This window comes from Sphingomonas ginsenosidimutans (assembly GCF_002374835.1).
Classification (GTDB): Bacteria; Pseudomonadota; Alphaproteobacteria; order Sphingomonadales; family Sphingomonadaceae; genus Sphingomonas; species Sphingomonas ginsenosidimutans.
The window spans coordinates 160,237-178,516 of the sequence record NZ_NWVD01000001.1; the positions used below are offsets into that span (position 1 = coordinate 160,237).

The following is an 18,280-nucleotide window of genomic DNA, read 5'->3' on the forward strand; positions in this document are numbered from 1 at the left end:
CTTACGCCAGGCCGAGGCCACCGACGAGCATGTCGATGAGCTTGATGCCGATGAACGGTGCGACGAGGCCGCCGAGGCCGTAGATCGCGAGGTTGCGCGCCAGCAGCGGCCCCGCCGCCATCGGGGAGTAGGCGACGCCGCGCAGCGCCAGCGGGACCAGCATTGGGATGATGATCGCGTTGAAGATGATCGCGCTGAGGATCGCCGATTGCGGCGAGGCCAGCCCCATGACGTTGAGGACGCCCAGCCCCGGATAAAGCGCGACGAACATCGCCGGGATGATCGCGAAATATTTGGCGACGTCGTTGGCGACCGAGAAGGTGGTCAGCGCGCCGCGCGTCATCAGCAGCTGCTTGCCCAGTCCGACGATCTCGATCAGCTTGGTCGGGTCGCTGTCCAGATCGACCATGTTCCCCGCCTCGCGCGCGGCCTGGGTGCCGGTGTTCATCGCGACGCCGACATCGGCCTGCGCCAGCGCGGGGGCGTCGTTGGTGCCGTCGCCGCACATCGCCACCAGCCGCCCGCCGCCCTGTTCGCGGCGGATCAGCGCCAGCTTGTCCTCGGGCGTGGCCTGCGCCAGGAAATCGTCGACCCCCGCCTCGGCCGCGATCGCCGCGGCGGTCAGCGGGTTGTCGCCGGTGATCATCACGGTGCGGATGCCCATGGTGCGCAATTCGCCGAACCGTTCGCGGATGCCGGCCTTCACCACGTCCTTGAGGAAGATCGCGCCCAGCAGCCGTCCGTCGCGCGCCACCGCCAGCGGCGTGCCGCCGGCGCGGGCGATCTCGTCGGTGATGCGGCGCAGCTCGGTCGCCGCCGCGGTCAGCCCCGATCCTTCGTTGGCGCGCAGGATCGAATCGACCGCGCCCTTCTGGATCAGCGTGTCGCCGAACCGGATCCCCGACACGCGGGTCTGCGCGGTGAAGGGGATGATCTCCGCCCCGTCGGGCATCGCGCGATCGAGATGGAACCGCTCGCGCGCCAGGACGACGATCGAGCGCCCCTCCGGTGTTTCGTCCGCCACGCTGGCGAGCAGCGCGGCCTCGGCCAGCTCCGCCTCGCTCGCGCCGCCGACCGGGCGGAACTCGCTCGCCTGCCGGTCGCCGACCGTGATCGTGCCGGTCTTGTCGAGCAACAGCACGTCGATATCGCCCGCCGCCTCCACCGCGCGCCCCGACTTGGCCAGGACGTTGAACCGCACCAGCCGGTCCATCCCCGCGATGCCGATCGCCGACAGCAGCGCCGCGATCGTGGTGGGGATCAGCGTGATGAGCAATGCCGCCAGGATCGCGACCGGGATGCTGCCGCCGGCATAAGCGGCAAAGCCCGGGATGGTGCCGACCGCGATCAGGAAGATGATCGTCAGCCCGACCAGCAGCAGCGTCAGCGCGATCTCGTTCGGGGTCTTCTGTCGCTCGGCGCCCTCGACCAGCGCGATCATGCGGTCGAGGAAGCCGTGACCCGGCTCCACCGTCACCTTGACGCGGATTTCATCGGAGATGACGCGCGTGCCAGCGGTGACGGCGGAACGGTCGCCGCCCGCCTCGCGGATCACCGGCGCGCTTTCGCCGGTGATCGCCGCTTCGTTGACGGAGGCGACGCCCGACACGACGTCGCCGTCCGACGGGATCAGGTCGCCGGTTTCGACCAGCACCACGTCGCCGACCTTCAGCTGGCTGGCGGGCACGGTGTCGAAGGCGCGGCCGTCGCCCGTCAGCCGCTTGGCGGTCAGTTCCGCCTTGGTGGCGCGCAGCGAGGCGGCCTGCGCCTTGCCGCGCCCTTCCGCCAGCGCCTCGGCAAAGGTGCCGAACAGCACGGTCAGCCACAGCCACGCCGCCAGTTGCAGCTTGAAGCCGAAGGCCAGCGGATCGTGGCCGACGACCAGCAGGACGGTCATCAGCGCCGCCACCGCGGCGGTGACGAACATAACCGGGTTGCGCACCAGCTCCGCCGGGTTGAGTTTCACGAACGATGCCTTGATCGCCGGCATGACGAGGTCGGCGGTGAACAGGCTCTTGGTCTGGGAATGTGCCATGGTGGCCCCCGGTCAGAACAGCTGGCCGCGGATCATCGCGAGATGATCGGCGATGGGACCGAGCGCGAGGCTCGGCAGGAAGGTGAGGCCGCCCAGGATCAGGATGATCCCGATCAGCAGGCCGACCCACAGCCCGCCGGTGGTCGGGAACGACCCGGCACCTTCGGGCGTGTATTTCTTCGCCGCGAGGCTGCCCGCGATCGCCAGCATCGGCACGATGACGAAGAACCGCCCGACCCACATCGCGACGCCCAGCAGGCCGTCGTAATAAGGGGTGCTGGCGGTCAGCCCGGCGAAGGCGGAGCCGTTGTTGGCGACCGCGCTGGTAAAGGCGTACAGGATCTCGCTGAAGCCGTGCGGCCCCTTGTTGAGCGGGCCGGCCAGTCCCTGTTGCAGCACCGACGACAGCGCGGTCAGCCCCAGGATCATCAGCGGCAGCACCGCGATCGCCAGCACCGCCAGCTTCACCTCGCGTGCCTCGATCTTCTTGCCGACATATTCGGGGGTGCGCCCGACCATCAGCCCGGCGACGAACACCGCCAGGATCGCGAACAGCAGGAAGCCGTAGATGCCCGCGCCCACGCCGCCGACGACGATTTCGCCCAGCTGCATGTTGAACAGCGGCACAAGCCCGCCGAGCGCGGTGAAGCTGTCGTGCATCGCATTGACCGCGCCGCACGACGCCGCGGTGGTGACGACCGAGAACAGCGCGGAGGCGGCGATGCCGAAGCGCACCTCCTTGCCCTCCATATTGCCGCCCGCGACGCCGAGCTGGTGGAGCGCCGGATTGCCCGCGGCTTCCGCCCAGTAGCTGACGGTGACGCCGGCCAGGAACAGGATCATCATCGCCGACAGGATCGCCCAGCCCTGGCGCGTGTTGCCCACCGCCTTGCCGAACGTCCAGGTCAGCCCCGCGCCGATCGCGAAGATCGACAGCATCTGGATGAGGTTGGTGAGCGGCGTGGGGTTTTCGAACGGGTGCGCCGAATTGACGTTGAAGAAGCCGCCGCCGTTGGTGCCGAGCATCTTGATCGCTTCCTGCGACGCGACCGGACCGAGCAGCAGCGACTGGCGCGCGCCCTCCAGCGTCTGCACGTCGACGACGCCGGCCAGCGTCTGCGGCACGCCGCAGGCGATATAGGCGATCGTCAGCACGGTGCAGAGCGGCAGCAGGAGGTACAAGGTGATGCGCGTCACGTCGGCCCAGAAATTGCCGACCGTCGCCGCCTCGCGCCGCGCGAAGCCGCGGAACAGCGCGAAGGCGAGCGCGATCCCGGTCGCCGCCGACAGGAAATTGTGGATCGTCAGCCCCAGCATCTGGCTGAGGTTCGACATCGTGCCCTCACCGCCATAGCTCTGCCAGTTGGTGTTGGTGGTGAAGCTGATCGCGGTGTTGAACGACAGATGCTCGCCGACCGCGGCCAGCCCTTGCGGGTTGCCGGGCAGCACCGCTTGCAACCGCAGCACGGCATAGGTGAAGGCCATCAGCACCGCGTTGAACAGCAGCATGTGCACCGCATAGCGGCGCCAGCCCTGTTCCTGCGCCGGGTCGATCCCCGCCAGCCGGTAGAAGCCGCGCTCCACCGGGGCGAGCAGGATGTGGGCGGGGGTGCGCCGCCCTTCGTACAGCGCGAACAGCCACAGGCCGAGCGGCTTGGCGAGCGTCAACACGATCGCGGTGAAGCCCAGGATCAGGAACCAGCCCTGAAGCGTCATGGTCCGCCTCCCTTCTAGAAGCGTTCGGGGCGGATCAGCACCGCCACCAGGTAAAGGAGCAGCCCCAGCGCGGTGATCGCGGCGAGCCACAGGTCGAGGGTCATCGCGGGTCTCCTCAGGCGTTGTCGCACAGCCGGACGAAGGCGAGCGTCAGCGCCACCAGCCCCAGCATCACGGCGATCCACAGTAGGTCCTGCATCACGGTCCTTTCGGGTCAGAAAGCGGCGGTCAGCGACGCGACCACCGCGCCGCCGGCGATGTTGCCGGTGCCGTCCTGGCCCCGGCTGAAGCTGGGCCGCAGATAGGCGGCGTCGCGGTCCGAAATGTCGGTGCCGACATAGCTGACGTTCACCGTCAGGTTCCGCGCGAGGGCGGCGTCGGCGCCCAGCGACCAGTCCCAGTAGCGGCCGGTCGGCGCGACGGCGGTGGCATTGGGGCCCAGCCCGTCCTGCCCACGGCTGTGCCCGATATGCGCCTTCACAGTGACCGGCGTACCGGCGATCGCCACCGCGGCGTCGCCCCACAGGTACAGATTGTCGTCGCTGGCGGCGGGATGGTCGTACACGCCCGCGGCGGCTGCGGCGCCGGTGTCGTACCATTTGCCGATCGCCTGCTGTTTCGGCGCATAGGCGACGCCCGCGGTCAGCGTGGCGGGGCCGGCGGTGCCGGTCAGCCTGGCATAAGGCTCGGCGAAATCGGTCTTCGCCGCGCCACCGGGATACATGTACCACGTCAGCCCGACGTCGAGCGTCGCATTGTCGGCCAGCCGGGCCTTGTACCCGGCGATCAGGTCCAGTTCCATGTTGGCGCCGCCGAACGTGCCCCAGCCGGCGAGGTTCGATGCCCAGGTGCCGACGTACAGCCCGCTGTCGTGCGCGATGGTGATTCCGCCCTGTACCGCCATGTGGCGGTCCGACTGCGATACGCCGCGGAAGCGATAGTCCGACGCGATCGTCGCGGCGCCGCTGACGGTCACGGCATGATGATCCGGCGCGGCGGTCTCCGGTGGCGCATCCTGCGCGCTGGCGGTGGCGGGACAGGCGACCGCTGCGATGAGCGCGGCCGCGAGACGAAACGACATACCATACCCCTTCCGGCGCGGTGCCGGCCATGTGGCGGCACCTTCAGGGGTGGGCGATTAGGCGCATGTCGCGTAGCAATTCGAGAGCGATTCCCGCCGATCGCATATAGGCCGCATATAGTTCGCCGATTTTTTGGCGGACGGCGGGCGGCGGGCGGCGGGCTAGCCGCGCGTCAGGCGATAGGCGGTCACCGTGCCCGCCGCGTCGCTGACCGCGGTCAGCCGGCCGACCGCGACCGGGCGGGCCGGATCGTCCTGATAGGCGGTGACGTCGATCGTCGCGGCACGGCGGCCGCTGCGTCGTGGCTGGACGCTGGCGTGCAGCGGCAGATCGGCGCGCGCGGGCGCCAGGAAGCGCACGTCGGTGTCCAGCGCGCGGAACCCCGGTGCCAGATGGCGGCGCCCGGCGCGCTCGATCAGTGCCGACACGACCCCGCCGTGGAACGCCGGCAGCAACCGCGCGCCGACATGATCGGGACGCGGGATGATCGTCAGCGTCTCGCCGCCGTCCTGTATGTCCAGCCAGGCATCGAACGACGCGGCATCGCTGGGCGGCGTGATGCCGTCGCCGACCGGCACGTCGCGAAAACCCCCGGGCATCGCGCCGACCAGATAGCGCGCGGTCACCGTGGCCGACAGACCGCCGTCGTCGCGCAGGATGCCGCGCACCAGCGCCAGATCGCCGTCGCGTACGACGTCCGCGACGGCGCAGACCAGCGCACCGGCGCGCGGCGGCGCGATCCAGTCGACGCGCAATTGCAGCGTCATCATCGGGCTGGGCGCGGACATTGTTGCGAAGATGCCGTTGGCGGTCGCCTGATCCGCCAGCAGCAATGCGGCACCCGGATCGATCCCGTTGCCGGCGCTGCGCGTCGCGGGCAGCCGGGGATCGAGCGCCAGCGCCAGCGCATGATCGCCGTCCGCGACGACACGCATTCCCAGTGCGCCGCAGGCTGGAATGGACGCAAGGTGCGCATCGGGATCGCCGCCCGGAACGCCGGCCCGGGTCGCGGCGCCCGGCTGGATCGTGATCGGTGGCCGCATCGCGCTTCTCTCCCCTTGTCCGTCAGGCGCGGTTCCTAAAGCGGTTTGCGAAAGGATTGAACCGCCGTCACGCGCCGAAGCGTGCGGCCGGCAGCGTGACGTCGACCGGCGGCCCCAGATCGCGCGAGGAGGCGCCGATGCGGAAGCGATAGCGGCCGGGGGTGATCACCCATTGGCCGCTGGCGGTGTCGAACGTCGCGAGCAGGCGCGGGTCGATCGCGATCGTCGCGGTCTGTCGCGCGCCCGCCGCGAGCGTGCGCCGCGCCCAGCCGGCCAGCCGCCGCGGCGCTTCCCAGCCGCCGCCGACCCGCTCGACATACAATTGCGCCACTGCGGCGCCCGCGCGTGCGCCGGTGTTGCGGATCACGGTGGTCGCGCGGATGCCGCGCGCGTCGTGGGCGATGCGCGGTGCGGCGAAGGCGAAGCGGGTATAGGACAGGCCGTGGCCGAACGGGTACAACGGCGCGATGCCGTCGCGGTCGAACGCTTTGTAGCCGACCGCCGCGCCCTCGCAATAATCGACGGTGAAGCGCGCGCCCGGCGACGGCGCGCCCGTGAACGGGCGGCAGCGGCCGGCGCGGTCGTCGCGCGGAAGGGTGATCGGCAGATGGCCCGACGGATTGACCGCACCGGTCAGCAGCCGCGCAATCGCCGCGCCCCCGCCGGCGCCGGGATACCAGGCCTGAAGGATCGCATCGACGCGCTCCGCCCAGGGCATCCGCACCGCGCCGCCGGTTTCCAGCACGACGATACTGCGCGGCGCGGCGTGCGCGACGGCGTCGATCAGCGCGTCCTGCGCATCGGGCAGGGTGAGCGAGGTGTCCTGCGATTCGGCGGTCCATTGCGTGGCGAAAACGATCGCGGCGTCGGCACGGGCGGCGGCGCGCGCCGCGGCGGCGGGGTCGCGCCCGTCGAGATAGTCGATCGCGACCCCGGGCAGCGCGCGGCGCAACTCCGCGAGGGGCGACGAGGGGAGGTAGATGACCGGTCCGGGCCAGCCGGTCGGCGCCAGCCCCTTCACCGCCGATCCGCCCGGCGGATGTACCTGCGACGAGCCACCGCCGGACAGCACCCCGGCGTCGGCATGGCCGCCGATCACCACGATACGGCGCAGGGCCGCGGCGCGCAGCGGCAGCGTGGCGCGGGCGTTGCGCAGCAGCACCGCGCCCTTTTCCGCCGCATCCTGCGCCACCGCGGTATCGGCGGCGGCGTCGATCGGGGCGATCGCGAGCGGGTGGTCGAACAGCCCGTTGGCGAACATCGAGCGCAGGATACGCCGCACCATGTCGTCGAGCCGCGCGGCGGGCACCTGGCCGGCGTCGATTGCGGCGGCGAGCGGCGCGCCGAAATACGGCTGCGCATCGAACGTCGCGGCGGATTCCTGGTCCAGCCCCGCATTGGCGGCGGCGACGGTGGAATGGACAGCCCCCCAGTCCGACATCACCCAGCCGGGATAGCTCCAGCGCCGCTTCAGCAGGTCGCGCAGCAGTGGCGCGTTTTCACACGCATAGGCGCCGTTGACGATGTTGTAGGCGCACATCACCGCGCCCGGCCGCCCGCGCTCGATCGCGATCTGGAACGCCAGCAGGTCCGACTGGCGCAGCGCGGCGGGATCGATCCGCGCGTCGAGCGTGAACTGGTCGGTCTGCTGCGCGTTGAGGACGTAATGCTTCACGGTCGAGACGATATGGTTCGACTGGATGCCGGCGATCTGCGCGCCGACCATCCGCCCGGCGAGGAGCGGGTCTTCGCCGCCATATTCGAAATTGCGGCCGTTGCGCGGTTCGCGCGTCAGGTTGATCCCGCCCGCGAGCAGGACGTTGAAGCCGTAGCGGCGCGCCTCCCCGCCGATCATCGCGCCGCCGGCCCGCGCGACACCTTCGTCCCAGCTGGCGATCGTCGCCAGCGTGCTGGGCAGCGCGATCGCCGGGCGCGAGGTGCGCGCCGTCGGCTGGGTCGCGACGCCCATCGCGGCATCGGCTTCCCATAGCGGGGGGATGCCGAGCCGTGGCACGCCCGCGACATAGCCTGCCGATCCTTCGCGCGCCGCGGCGGGGGGATGCGTATCGGGCTTGCCCGCCTGTTCCGACGCGAACTCGCCGATCACCATCGCCAGCTTTTCCTCGCGGGTCATCGCGGCCAGCACCAGCGCGGCGCGGCGATCGGGGGAGAGCGACGGATCGTGCCAGTCGTCGGCGCGGGGGGCGGCGCCGAGCAGCAGCGGCGCGGCGAGCGCGAGGGCGGCGGCGGCGAGCCGGGTCACTGCCATGCGGCGCGCGCCGGGGCGACGGTGACGGTGCGGCTCACGCGGCGGCCGTCACGGGTAACGGTGCGCAGTTCGGTCGCGCCGCCCACCGCGACCGGGCCGGTGTAGCGCGTCCAGGCGCCGCCGGCGGGGCGATAGTCGATCGCGGTGCCGGGCAGTTCGCTGTTCGCCTCTAGCCGGCCCGCTACGATCCGCGCCCCGGGCGGTGCCAGCCGGTAGAGGATATTGTCGCCCTCCAGCGCGGTCAGCCGTTCGGCGACGCGCCCCGCGAAGTCGCGCCAGCCGGCCAGCAGCGCGGCGCTGTCGACCCGTGCGTCGCCATAGGCATAGCTGGCGCCGGGAACATAGGCGGGTTCCCACGACGGGGTCGACCAGCCGCGTTCCGCCAGCGCGAACAGCCGCGGGAACAGCATATATTCGACCTGCGAATCGCGGCGGATCATCTCGCTCCACAATTGCCCCTGGATGCCGGCGACGTGATGGCCGGGGGCGAGCGGCACCGGATCGGCGATCGTCCCCGGCCGGTTCAGGATATCGGTGACGACCGCGCCGTTGGCGGGCAAATTGCCGGGCATGAAGGCGTAGAGGCGGAACAGGTCGATCTCGCGCGTGGCCCAGGTCGCGCCGGGTTCGTCCGGCGACACCGCCTGCGGCATGTCGAGATAGGTGACATCGGGGATCGACAGGATCACCGGCCAGCCGCGGTTGGCATGGGTGTGCGCCTCCGCCACGCCCGGCCCGAACAGACCGCCCCAGACATAGGATTGCATCTGCGCGGGCAGCTTGTCGGCATCGGCATGGGTCAGCCCGTCGCTCCACGCGCCCGCGCGGATGCCGCGCGTCGCCAGCATCGCGGCGACCCGCTCTACGAAGCGCGCGCCGAGATGCGCGATCGGGGTGCCGGTGCGCGCCGCCTCCGCACGGCAGGCGGGCGAATCGCGCCACGCGCCCGCGGTCTCGTCCGCGCCGATGTGATAGAGGCGCAGCGGCACGCCGGCCTTCGCATGGAGCCGCGCCATCGCCGCGACGACGGTGTCGAGGAAGCGATAGGTCTGCGGGATGCAGACGTTCAGCGTATTGTCGTCGTACAGCTGGATGCTGCGGTAGCGCGTCGTATCGGCGGGTTCGACCAGCCGGTAGCGTTCCGCCTCCGCCATCCGCCCGGCGGCGGCGAGCCGGCGGTAACGCGCCTCCATCGCCTTGATCGCGGCGCGCGAATGGCCGGGCATGTCGAACGAGGGGACGACGGTGATCTGCCGCGCCTTTGCCGCCGCCAGGATCGCCAGATAGTCGCGCCCCGTCAGATAGCCGTTGGTCGGCGCATCGCGCGCGGGATCGGCCCCCAGCTGCGGTTGCAGACAGGTGCGGTCGTCGAGATCGAGGCAGCGGTAGGCGCCGACCTGCGTCAGTTCGGGCAGCGCCGCGATCTGCATCCGCCAGCCTTCGTCGTCGGCGAGGTGGAGGTGGAGCGTGTTGAGCTTGATCGCCGCCATCTGGTCGATGATGCGCAGGATCTCGTCACGGCTGTGGAAGTTACGCGCGATGTCGATGTGCAGCCCGCGATAGCCGAGCCGCGGTGCATCGGCGATCGTCAGCGGCTTCATCCGGCGGTCCTCATGCGCGGCCTGCTGCGCCAGCGACCGCAGCGCATAGGCCGCGCCTGCTGCGTCGTGCGCGGCGATGGCGATGCCGCGTGCGTCGACGGTCAGGCGATAGCCCTCCGCCGGCAGCGCCGCATCGCCGACCGCGATCGACAGCGGCACCGTGCCGCTTCCCACCCCGGCGCGGGCGAGACCGTCGAGCGCGGGGGCGATCGCGGCGCGCGCCACCCCGCGCAGCGCCACGCGCACCCCGCGCGTCAGGTCGAGCGGGGCGCCATCCGGGCGCTTGACATGGGTGGGTGCGGGCAGGATCGCAATATCGGGGCGCGCCGCTTCCCCCCGCGCGGCGTAGCGGGCGAAGGCGCGCGCGGGCGTCAGCCAGACGTTGCGGTCGACCGCATCGGCGGTCGCCAGCCGCGGCTCGTCGGTCATCGGCGCGACATAGGGCTGCGTTTCCAGCCCGGTCGCCGTATCGGTGCCGGGGCGCGTCGCCGCGATCACCACCGGCGCCAGCCCCGGCGCGGCGAGCGCGGCGTTGGGCATCACGAACGAGCGCGAGAAGAATGGCACCGTGGTGGTCAGGCGCAGCCGGTAATGCCGCCCCGGCGCCAGCGTGCGGCCCGGCTTCAGCGCGAACACCGTCACGTCACCGTTGACGGTCCGGCTGCTGAAATCGTCGCTGTCGATCGCCAGGACGCTGCCGATCAGGCTGGTGCGAATCTCCAGCCCGGCGGGCACCGCGACGCCGGCGGGGGTGTCGATGTCGATATCGGCGATCATGCAGCGCGGGGGCGGCGGGCCGGCGGCGCCTGCCGGCACCGGCGCGGAGGCAGGGTCCGCGGCCGGCGGGGGGCACGTCGCCGGGCGATCGTCGACCACCCTCACCCGATAGCCCAGCCCGGCGGCCAGCGCGGCGAGATCGGGCGCGGGGGCCGGGACGGCGAGGGGCAGTGAGGCGAGCAGCGACGCGATCAACGGCATCCCGGTCCTTCCGATGCGGATAGTGCGCGGGTCGTGATGCCCGTCGGACCGAATGGTGTCACGACACGCCCCGATGCACAATACCAAAATATGACGTTAGAAACGTACAGACACACACAGGTAACATTTGGGCTTGCATCGCGTGCCGGAACGGTGCTTTCTTGCCCACATCAGTTGTTTCGCGACCGTGAATCGAACGCGGCGGGGAGCAGTCGATAATACCAAACAATTACATTTGCATTGGGGGCCGGTGATGTTCGTCAAGGGGATACTGTCATCCGTCAGCATGATGGCACTGGCCACATCGGCCACCGCGCGGGCGCAGGATGCGCCACCGCCCGCCGTTGCCCCCGAGCAGCTGCAGGGTGAGGTCGGCGCCGCGCAGCTGCGCAGCGGCGCGCAGGAGGATGGCAACGACATCGTCGTCACCGGCATCCGCGCCTCGATCCAGGCGTCGCTGGACCAGAAGCGCAAGTCTGACATGGTGTCCGAGGTCATCACCGCGCAGGATATCGGCAAGTTCCCCGACAAGAACGTCGCCGATTCGCTCGGCCGGCTGACCGGGGTCAACGTCGTCACCGGTTCGTCGGCGGGCGGCGGCTTCGGTGAAAACCAGTCGGTGTCGATCCGCGGCACCGACCCGGAACTGAACCTGACGCTGCTCGACGGGCACAGCCTGGCGACCGGCGACTGGTTCGTGCTGGACCAGGCGAACGGCGGGCGCAGCTTCAACTTCAGCATGTTCCCGTCGGAGATCGTCGGCAGCCTGGAGGTGTACAAGAGCGCGCAGGCGGACATTCCCGAAGGCGGGATCGGCGGCACGATCAACGTCCACAGCCGGATGCCGCTGGACCTGCCGTCGGGCACGTTCAACCTGACCGCGCAGGGCGTCTACAACGACCTGTCCGACAAGTGGAAGCCGCAGGTGTCGGGCGTGGCGAGCTGGAAGAACAAGGCCGGGACGCTGGGCGTGCTCGCCGCCGGCTTCTACGAAGCGCGCGCGTTCCGCCGCGACGGGCAGGAGTTCCTCGGCTATGCCACGCAGGAGGATTTCGCCGGCAGCGGCGTCGACGTCGCCTATCCGGCGTTGATCGGCAATGCCTATTTCACGCAGGAGCGTATCCGCAAGGGCGGGACCGTCACCGTCCAGTTCAAGCCGACCGACCGGCTGGAGCTGACCGCGACCGGCCTGTACACGCGGATGAGCGCCAATAACGTCAACGTGAACAGCATGGCGTGGACCAGCAAGCTCGTGACGGAGAATTCCACGCCGGGGAGGCCGGGCTATTCGCTGGGCCAGTATACCACCAAGGATTATGGCGGGATCACCTACCTCACCTCCGCCGCCTGGGGGGCGACCGGTGCGGGCGGACAGCCGGCGTTCGGGCGCGTGCAGGACGATATCTTCCGCAGCGCTTTCTCCTCGACCTGGAACGGCACACTGGAGGCCAAGTGGAACCCGGCCGACGACCTGACCGTCCACGCCAACATCGGCTATACCGAGGGGCGTGGCGAAACCAGCAAGGAGCGGGCCTGGGAAAGCTATTGGCAGACCGGCATGAGCTACGCGATCGCGGGCAAGGGCGCGACGATCAGCTATCCCGGCCTGCCGACCGATCCGACGTCGGCGGCCTATCTGAAGAACTATTTCAGCGGGACGTGGGGCGGCTCGACGATCTCGCCCGACACGGAATTCTACACCCAGGCCGACCTGGAGCAGCAGTATCCCGACTCGAGCTGGCTACGCTCGATCAAGACCGGTGCGCGCTTCACCAGCCACAAGCGCGCGGTCAACGCCACCGGCATCCTGTGGGCGGGTAACGAAACGCCGGCGGTCGACCCGCAGAACGGCGCGTCGAACACCAACCAGATCGGGCTGTTCGACGTCTATGCCGGCGCGACCACCCCGGCGGACTTCAACCGCCGGATCGGCGCGGCGACGCGCTATTCGCTGGCCGACCTGGGCAAGGTGGAGGCGATCCTGAACACCCGCGGCGGCGTCAGCGAGGCCTTCTACCCGCCGTCGAGCTTCTCGGTGAAGGAGGACGATGCGGCCTTCTACGCGATGGCGAAGGTCGGCAACGACCGCAACTGGCGCGGCAACATCGGCCTGCGCAGCATCCACACCGACATCAGCACGCTGCAATATTCGCCCAACGTCACGCCAACGATCATCAACAAGTTCGGCGAGTTCGGCGCGGTGAACGACGGGCGGTCGTACTGGGACGTGCTGCCGAGCGCCAACCTGACCTATAACGCGACCGACAAGCTGCTGCTGCGCGCGGCGGTGGCGAAGGTGATGTCGCGGCCGGGCTATGCGCAGCTGGCCGGCGCCTTCTCGCTCGACGACCTGAGCCTGTCGGGCAGCGCGGGGGGCAACCCGCGGCTCGACCCGTTCCGCGCGTGGCAGTTCAACCTGGCGGCGGAATTCTATTACGGGCCGCAGGCGCTGCTGTCGGTCGGTGTCTTCGCGCTGGACATCAGCAACTACATCACCACCACGACGTCGCGGCGCTTCTACCGCACCGTGCTGCACCCCAATGGCGCCACCTTCCTGATCGAGGAGCCGGTCAACGGCGGCGGCGGCGTCAACAAGGGCGTGGAGGTCAACTGGCAGCAGCCGATCTACGGCGGGTTCGGCTTCATCGCCAACTACACCTATTCGGATGCGAAGAAGAACGCCGACGCGGTGACCGCGGCGGACAATTTCAGCCGCGAGATCGACGGCAATTCCAAACATACCTGGAACCTGACCGGCTATTACGAGGACAAGCTGATCAGCACCCGGCTGGCGTACAGCTACCGGTCGAAGTTCCGGTCAGGCATCGATCGCGCGACGCCGATGTGGCAGGACGGGTTCGGGCAGCTCGACGGATCGCTGCTGGTCCATGTCACCCCGCATATCGCGCTGAGCGCGGATGCGCAGAACATCACCAACGCCAAACTCTATTATTTCGTCGGCGACCCGGCGATCCCGCGCGCCTATTACGACAACGGGCGCACCGTCTACCTCGGGTTGCGGCTGACCTACTGATGGAACGATCGGGGAGAGAACGGACATGACCGCGACGCACCTTTCCTCCCCCGCAGCCGATGCGCCCGTCGGGCCGGTGGCGACGGGACCGCGTGATCCGCACGACCGTGCCGGGCGCCGGTTGCGCTCGCTCGACCTGCTGCGCGGGGTGACCGTCGCGGGCATGATCACCGTCAACGCCACCGCCGGGGTGCAGGGGCTGGACGGGCCGGTGTTCGCGCCGCTGCTGCACGCCGACTGGGCCGGTTTCACGCTGGCGGACACGGTATTCCCGGCGTTCCTGACGATGGTGGGCGTGTCGATCGCCATTTCCGCCAAGCCCGATGCGGCGAGCGCGGCGGCGACGCGGCGCGTGCTGGCGCGCGCGGGTCGGATGATCCTGCTGGGCCTGCTGCTCGGCCACATGTTCTTCCTGGCGGACTTCCACAAATATGTGCCGCGCCTGCCCGGCGTGTTGCAGCGGATCGGCATCGTCTTCGCGATCTGCGCGATCCTGTATCCGCGGATGAGCGGGCGGGCGCGCGCGATCGCGGCGGGGGTGCTGCTGGTCGGCTATTGGGGATTGTGCCTGCTGCCGATGCCCGACGGCAGCGCCACCGACCTATGGGTGCAGGGGCATAATTTCGTGTCCTGGGTGGACCGCGCGGTGTTCGGCAACTGGCGCTATGTGAAGGGGCCGGACGGCTACGATCCCGAGGGGCTGCTCGGTACGCTGCCCGCGATCGCGCAGGGGCTGCTGGGGACGCTGGCGGGCGATTACCTGCGCCGCGGCCAGCCCGTGACCGCCGCGGCGAAACGGCTGTTCGTGGCCGGCATCGCGGGGATGGCGGCGGGGCTGGCGTGGGGGCTGGTGTTCCCGATCGCCAAGAACCTGTGGACCAGCAGCTTCGTGCTGTTGTCCACCGGGCTGACGGTGGCGCTGCTGGGAATGTTCCACGGCTGGTTCGATCGCGACGACCGCCCGGCGACGAAGGGCGACCTGTTCGGCAGTTTCGGGCGCAACGCGATCGCCGCCTATGTGCTGCACGATCTGGCGTCGATCATCCTGACCGGCGATGCGATCCAGCTGCCGTTCCGCTGCCTGGCCCCGGCGGTGGGCACGCAGGTGGCGGCGCTGGTGCCGGTGGCGATCTTCGTCGCGATCGTCTGGTATCCGATCGCCTATATGGACAAGCGCGGCTGGTATCTGCGCGTCTGACCGCGCGGCATCAGGCGGTATAGCCGCCCCGTTCCAGCGCGGCGGCGACCACCGGCACGATCGGCGCCAGCGCGGCGGCGTAGGGGCGCCAGCGTTCGACCGCGCGGGCGTGCAGCGGCTCGCGCACCTGCGCATGGCTGGGCGTGGGGGCGTGGCGCGACTGGCGGTGGAAATCGCGCTGTGCCGGGTGCGGCGGCAGCCCGATCGCGGCCATCACCCGCGCGACCTGCGTCTCCGGGTCGGTCACCAGATCCTCATAGCGGACGATGAGCGGCGCGATGCCGAGCCGGTCGCGATAGTCGGCAACGACGTCGGAGACGCCCGCCAGATGATGCGCGGCATCCTCCAGCCGGTAGGCGCAGTTCGCGCCGTGCGTCATGTCGTGCGCCATCACCGATACCAACGTGTCGAGCGGGTGGCGGCGCATCAGCAGCAGCGGCGCGTCGGGGAAGGCGAGGCGGATCAGCGGGGCGTCGACCTCGTTCAGCGGCATCTTGTCGGTGAACAGCCGTGCGCCGCCGTCCAGCCCGTATTGCCGGGCCCGCGCGAGGTAGAAGTCGCGGAACAGGGCGGGCAGGTGATGCCGGTCGGCGATCCGCAGTCGCGCCACCGCGACCGGCAGCGGCACGTCGGTACCGAGCAGCCGATGGGCGAAGGCGCGCAGTTCCGCCACGAACGGCAGCTCGCCGCCGGCACGGATATCGGGATGCGCCGACACGATCTGTTCCAGCAGCGTCGTGCCCGATCGCGGCATCCCCATGATGAACACGGGTTGCGCGATGTCGGGGCGCAGCGGGGCGGCGGGCAGGGCGGCGGGCCAGGCGCGCTGCTGCGCGAACCGCCGCTCCACCACGTCGCGGTCATAGGGGCGGGCCAGCCGCGCCTTGCCCGCCACGATATCGCGCCACGCTGCCTCATGCCGGCCCGCGCGGTCGCGCAGCCGCCCGCGCAGCAGCAGCGCGGCGCCGCCGGCATCGTCGGGCAGCCGGTCGAGCCGCGTCAGAGCGTCGCGCCAGCGCGCGCCGATCGCCAGCACGCGCGCCCCCAGCAAGGCGACGTCGCGCCCCGTCGCGACGGCGATCCGTTCGGCATGGGCAAAGGCCGCCTCGGCCGCGGCGGCATCGCCCGATTGCTCGGCCGCCTCGGTCGCGAGCGTCGCGGCATCAAGCGACGCGGATGCCGCCGCCAGCGCCTCGCGCGCCAGCGCGGCGGCCTCCTGCGGTTCGCCCAACCGCAGCAGCGCGCGGCCCAGCGCCGGCGCCAGCTGCGCCGCCTCCGCCGCGGGCAGGTGGCGCCGCGCGGTGCGCAGGTGCCACGCACCTTCCACCAGCGCCTCGCGCTGGATCATCCGCTGGCCGATGAAGGCGTGCGCGGCCGGGGCGTCGGGGGCGAGCGCGATGGTGTCGCGCGCCACCGCCTCTGCTTCATCGGCGCGGCCGTGGCGCAGCAGGAAATGCGCCAGATCGTCGCGCGCCCACAGCGCATCGGGGGCGATCGCCACCAGATGGCGCAGCCGGCGTTCGGCGCGCGCGCGATCGCCGCCCGCCTCCGCGGCGATGGCGGCGATTTCCAGCAGGTCGGTATCGTCCGGGCTGGCCGCCAGCAGCCGTTCGGCATCGCGCGCCGCCGCGGCGTGTTGCCCGGCGTGGAGCGCATGGCGCAGCGAATCGATCGTGGCAGGGGCCGTCATCGCGTTTCGGCCTAGCACGGTTCTCACGCGCACCGATCGCGCAGATGGTGCGTTGATGCGGCATGACCGAGGATATCGCCGCGCTGCACGCGCAGATGGAGGCCGCCGCCGCGGCGCTGGATTTCGAGGAGGCGCGGCGGCTGCGCGATCGCATCAACCTGATCCGTGGCGGCGCCAGCGACGAACAGGCCGCCGCCGCCGATACGCACGGGCTAGAACGCCAGCGCCCCGGCAGCATGGGGCTGGGCACCAGCCGGCAGCGCGTGGAACCGCCCGCCGGCTGGGTGCCGCCGCCCCGCCCCGACCTGATGACGCACCGCCGTGGGGGCAAGCGGCGATGACGCGCGCGGTCAGTGGGCGGCGCGCGCTGCCTCGCCCGTCATCTCCAGCCGGACCGGCAGGCTGCGGATCCCGCTGACGAACGCCGATTGCGTGTACAATGCGGGGCCGTCCGCCACGACCGACGCGACGTTGTGCGCGAAGGCGCGGAAGAACGCCTCGATCTCCAGCTTGGCGACGAACTGCCCCAGGCACTGGTGCGGGCCATAGCCGAAGGCGAGGTGATTGTTAGGACTGCGATCCGCGACGAACCGCTGCGCATCGGGGAACACCGCATCGTCGCGGGTCGCCGCGCCGTAATTGAGCATCACATGGTCGCCCGCGCGGATCACGATATCGTCGATCGTGTAATCCTGCGTCGCGGTGCGGAAGAAATGCTTGACCGGCGCGGTATAGCGGATCGCCTCGTTGGCGAAGCTCTTGACCAGCGCCGGATCGTCGCGCAGCCGCGCGATCAGCGACGGATCCTCGATCAGCGCGGTGATCCCCCCGACGATCGAGGCGGCGGTCGTGTCATGGCCCGCGGTGGCGACGATCACGTAATAGCCCAGCCGTTCCGACGGCGTCAGGTCGCGTGCGCCCTCCAGCCCGCGCGCGATCAGCGTGCCGACGTCGTCCTGCGGATCGGCCAGCTTGCGCGCGTTCACCTCCGCGAAGAAGGCGCCATATTCCTGCACCACCGCGGTCAGATGCTCGCCGATCGTCAGCCCCGGGCGGCGCACCGCCGGGTCGCTCGCCCCGAAGATTTCGTGCGTCAGCTGGAGCATCCGCGCCTCGTCCGCCGGCGGGATACCGAGGATCGTCATCGCGACGCGCAGCGGATACCAGAACACCACATCGGCGGCGACGTCGCAGCGCCCGTCGGGATAGCCGCGCAGCCGCCCGACGAAGTCCTCCGCCAGCCCGTCGACCATCGCTTCCAGCCGGCGGATGTTCTTGGGCAGGAAATAATCCTGCGTCATCGCGCGCAATTCCAGGTGCCGCGCGCCGTCGATCGTCACCAGCGATTCGACGCCCGCCTCCAGCCCGAAGAACTGGCGGTTCATCTCCTCCACCTCGATCGGCATCAGCGTGTTGCGCGGGCCGGCGTTGAAGATGTCCGCGCGCCGCTCCACCTCGCGAATGTGCGCGTGACGGGTCAGCACCCAGAAGGGCCGGAACCCGGGCGGCTCCGCCCGGGCGACGGGGTGTTCGGTGCGCAGCCACGTCATGAACGCCTGCAGCCGCGCCGGATCCCCGTACAGGACCGGGTCGGCGATCTGGTTGACGTCGAACGCTTCCATCGATCGCCTCCC

Annotated in this window: 12 protein-coding genes; 3 read left to right on the plus strand and 9 right to left on the minus strand. The window is 70.4% G+C overall.

Features of this window, described 5'->3' with window-relative positions:
* Window position 1: 1 nt before the first annotated feature.
* The 7 genes from kdpB to COA17_RS00695 all read right to left on the minus strand — a co-directional run bounded on the left by kdpB (window position 2) and on the right by COA17_RS00695 (window position 10,724).
* Entirely contained in the window at window positions 2–2,035 is a 2,034-nt protein-coding gene (gene kdpB, locus COA17_RS00665; protein WP_096609515.1) for a potassium-transporting ATPase subunit KdpB, read from the minus strand.
* 12 nt (window positions 2,036–2,047) lie between these two features.
* The gene (kdpA, locus tag COA17_RS00670) at window positions 2,048–3,751 is read right to left on the minus strand and encodes a potassium-transporting ATPase subunit KdpA (RefSeq protein ID WP_096609517.1); all 1,704 of its coding nucleotides are present in this window, start codon (window positions 3,749–3,751) and stop codon (window positions 2,048–2,050) included.
* Between the two features lie 14 nt (window positions 3,752–3,765).
* The gene (gene kdpF, locus COA17_RS00675) at window positions 3,766–3,855 is read right to left on the minus strand and encodes a K(+)-transporting ATPase subunit F (RefSeq protein ID WP_039095929.1); all 90 of its coding nucleotides are present in this window, start codon (window positions 3,853–3,855) and stop codon (window positions 3,766–3,768) included.
* A 110-nt stretch (window positions 3,856–3,965) separates the two neighbouring features.
* Entirely contained in the window at window positions 3,966–4,832 is an 867-nt protein-coding gene (locus COA17_RS00680; protein ID WP_096609519.1) for a TorF family putative porin, read from the minus strand.
* Window positions 4,833–4,994: 162 nt separating this feature from the next.
* Window positions 4,995–5,876: a PaaI family thioesterase gene (locus COA17_RS00685; RefSeq protein WP_096609521.1), complete on the minus strand. Its 882-nt coding sequence runs from the start codon at window positions 5,874–5,876 to the stop codon at window positions 4,995–4,997.
* A gap of 67 nt (window positions 5,877–5,943) precedes the next feature.
* Window positions 5,944–8,145: a beta-glucosidase family protein gene (locus tag COA17_RS00690; protein WP_096609523.1), complete on the minus strand. Its 2,202-nt coding sequence runs from the start codon at window positions 8,143–8,145 to the stop codon at window positions 5,944–5,946.
* The gene (locus COA17_RS00695) at window positions 8,136–10,724 is read right to left on the minus strand and encodes a family 20 glycosylhydrolase (protein WP_096609525.1); all 2,589 of its coding nucleotides are present in this window, start codon (window positions 10,722–10,724) and stop codon (window positions 8,136–8,138) included. The genes COA17_RS00690 and COA17_RS00695 overlap by 10 nt, the downstream gene beginning before the upstream one ends.
* A gap of 253 nt (window positions 10,725–10,977) precedes the next feature.
* On the opposite strand from COA17_RS00695, the gene COA17_RS00700 reads away from it, so the two are divergent.
* Entirely contained in the window at window positions 10,978–13,758 is a 2,781-nt protein-coding gene (locus COA17_RS00700; RefSeq protein WP_245857439.1) for a TonB-dependent receptor, read from the plus strand.
* Between the two features lie 25 nt (window positions 13,759–13,783).
* Window positions 13,784–14,956, plus strand: coding sequence for an acyltransferase family protein (locus COA17_RS00705; RefSeq protein WP_096609527.1), 1,173 nt, complete (start codon window positions 13,784–13,786; stop codon window positions 14,954–14,956).
* A gap of 10 nt (window positions 14,957–14,966) precedes the next feature.
* Here COA17_RS00705 and COA17_RS00710 read toward each other — a convergent pair whose 3' ends face one another.
* On the minus strand, window positions 14,967–16,646 hold the full coding sequence (locus COA17_RS00710; protein ID WP_096609529.1) for a sulfotransferase family protein: 1,680 nt from the start codon (window positions 16,644–16,646) through the stop codon (window positions 14,967–14,969).
* Between the two features lie 62 nt (window positions 16,647–16,708).
* Here COA17_RS00710 and COA17_RS00715 point away from each other — a divergent pair, with 62 nt between their 5' ends.
* The gene (locus COA17_RS00715) at window positions 16,709–16,987 is read left to right on the plus strand and encodes a UvrB/UvrC motif-containing protein (protein WP_096609531.1); all 279 of its coding nucleotides are present in this window, start codon (window positions 16,709–16,711) and stop codon (window positions 16,985–16,987) included.
* A gap of 9 nt (window positions 16,988–16,996) precedes the next feature.
* On the opposite strand, the gene COA17_RS00720 is transcribed toward COA17_RS00715, so the two are convergent.
* Complete coding sequence (locus tag COA17_RS00720; RefSeq protein WP_096609533.1) at window positions 16,997–18,268, minus strand: cytochrome P450; 1,272 nt, start codon at window positions 18,266–18,268, stop codon at window positions 16,997–16,999.
* Between the last annotated feature and the right edge of the window lie 12 nt (window positions 18,269–18,280).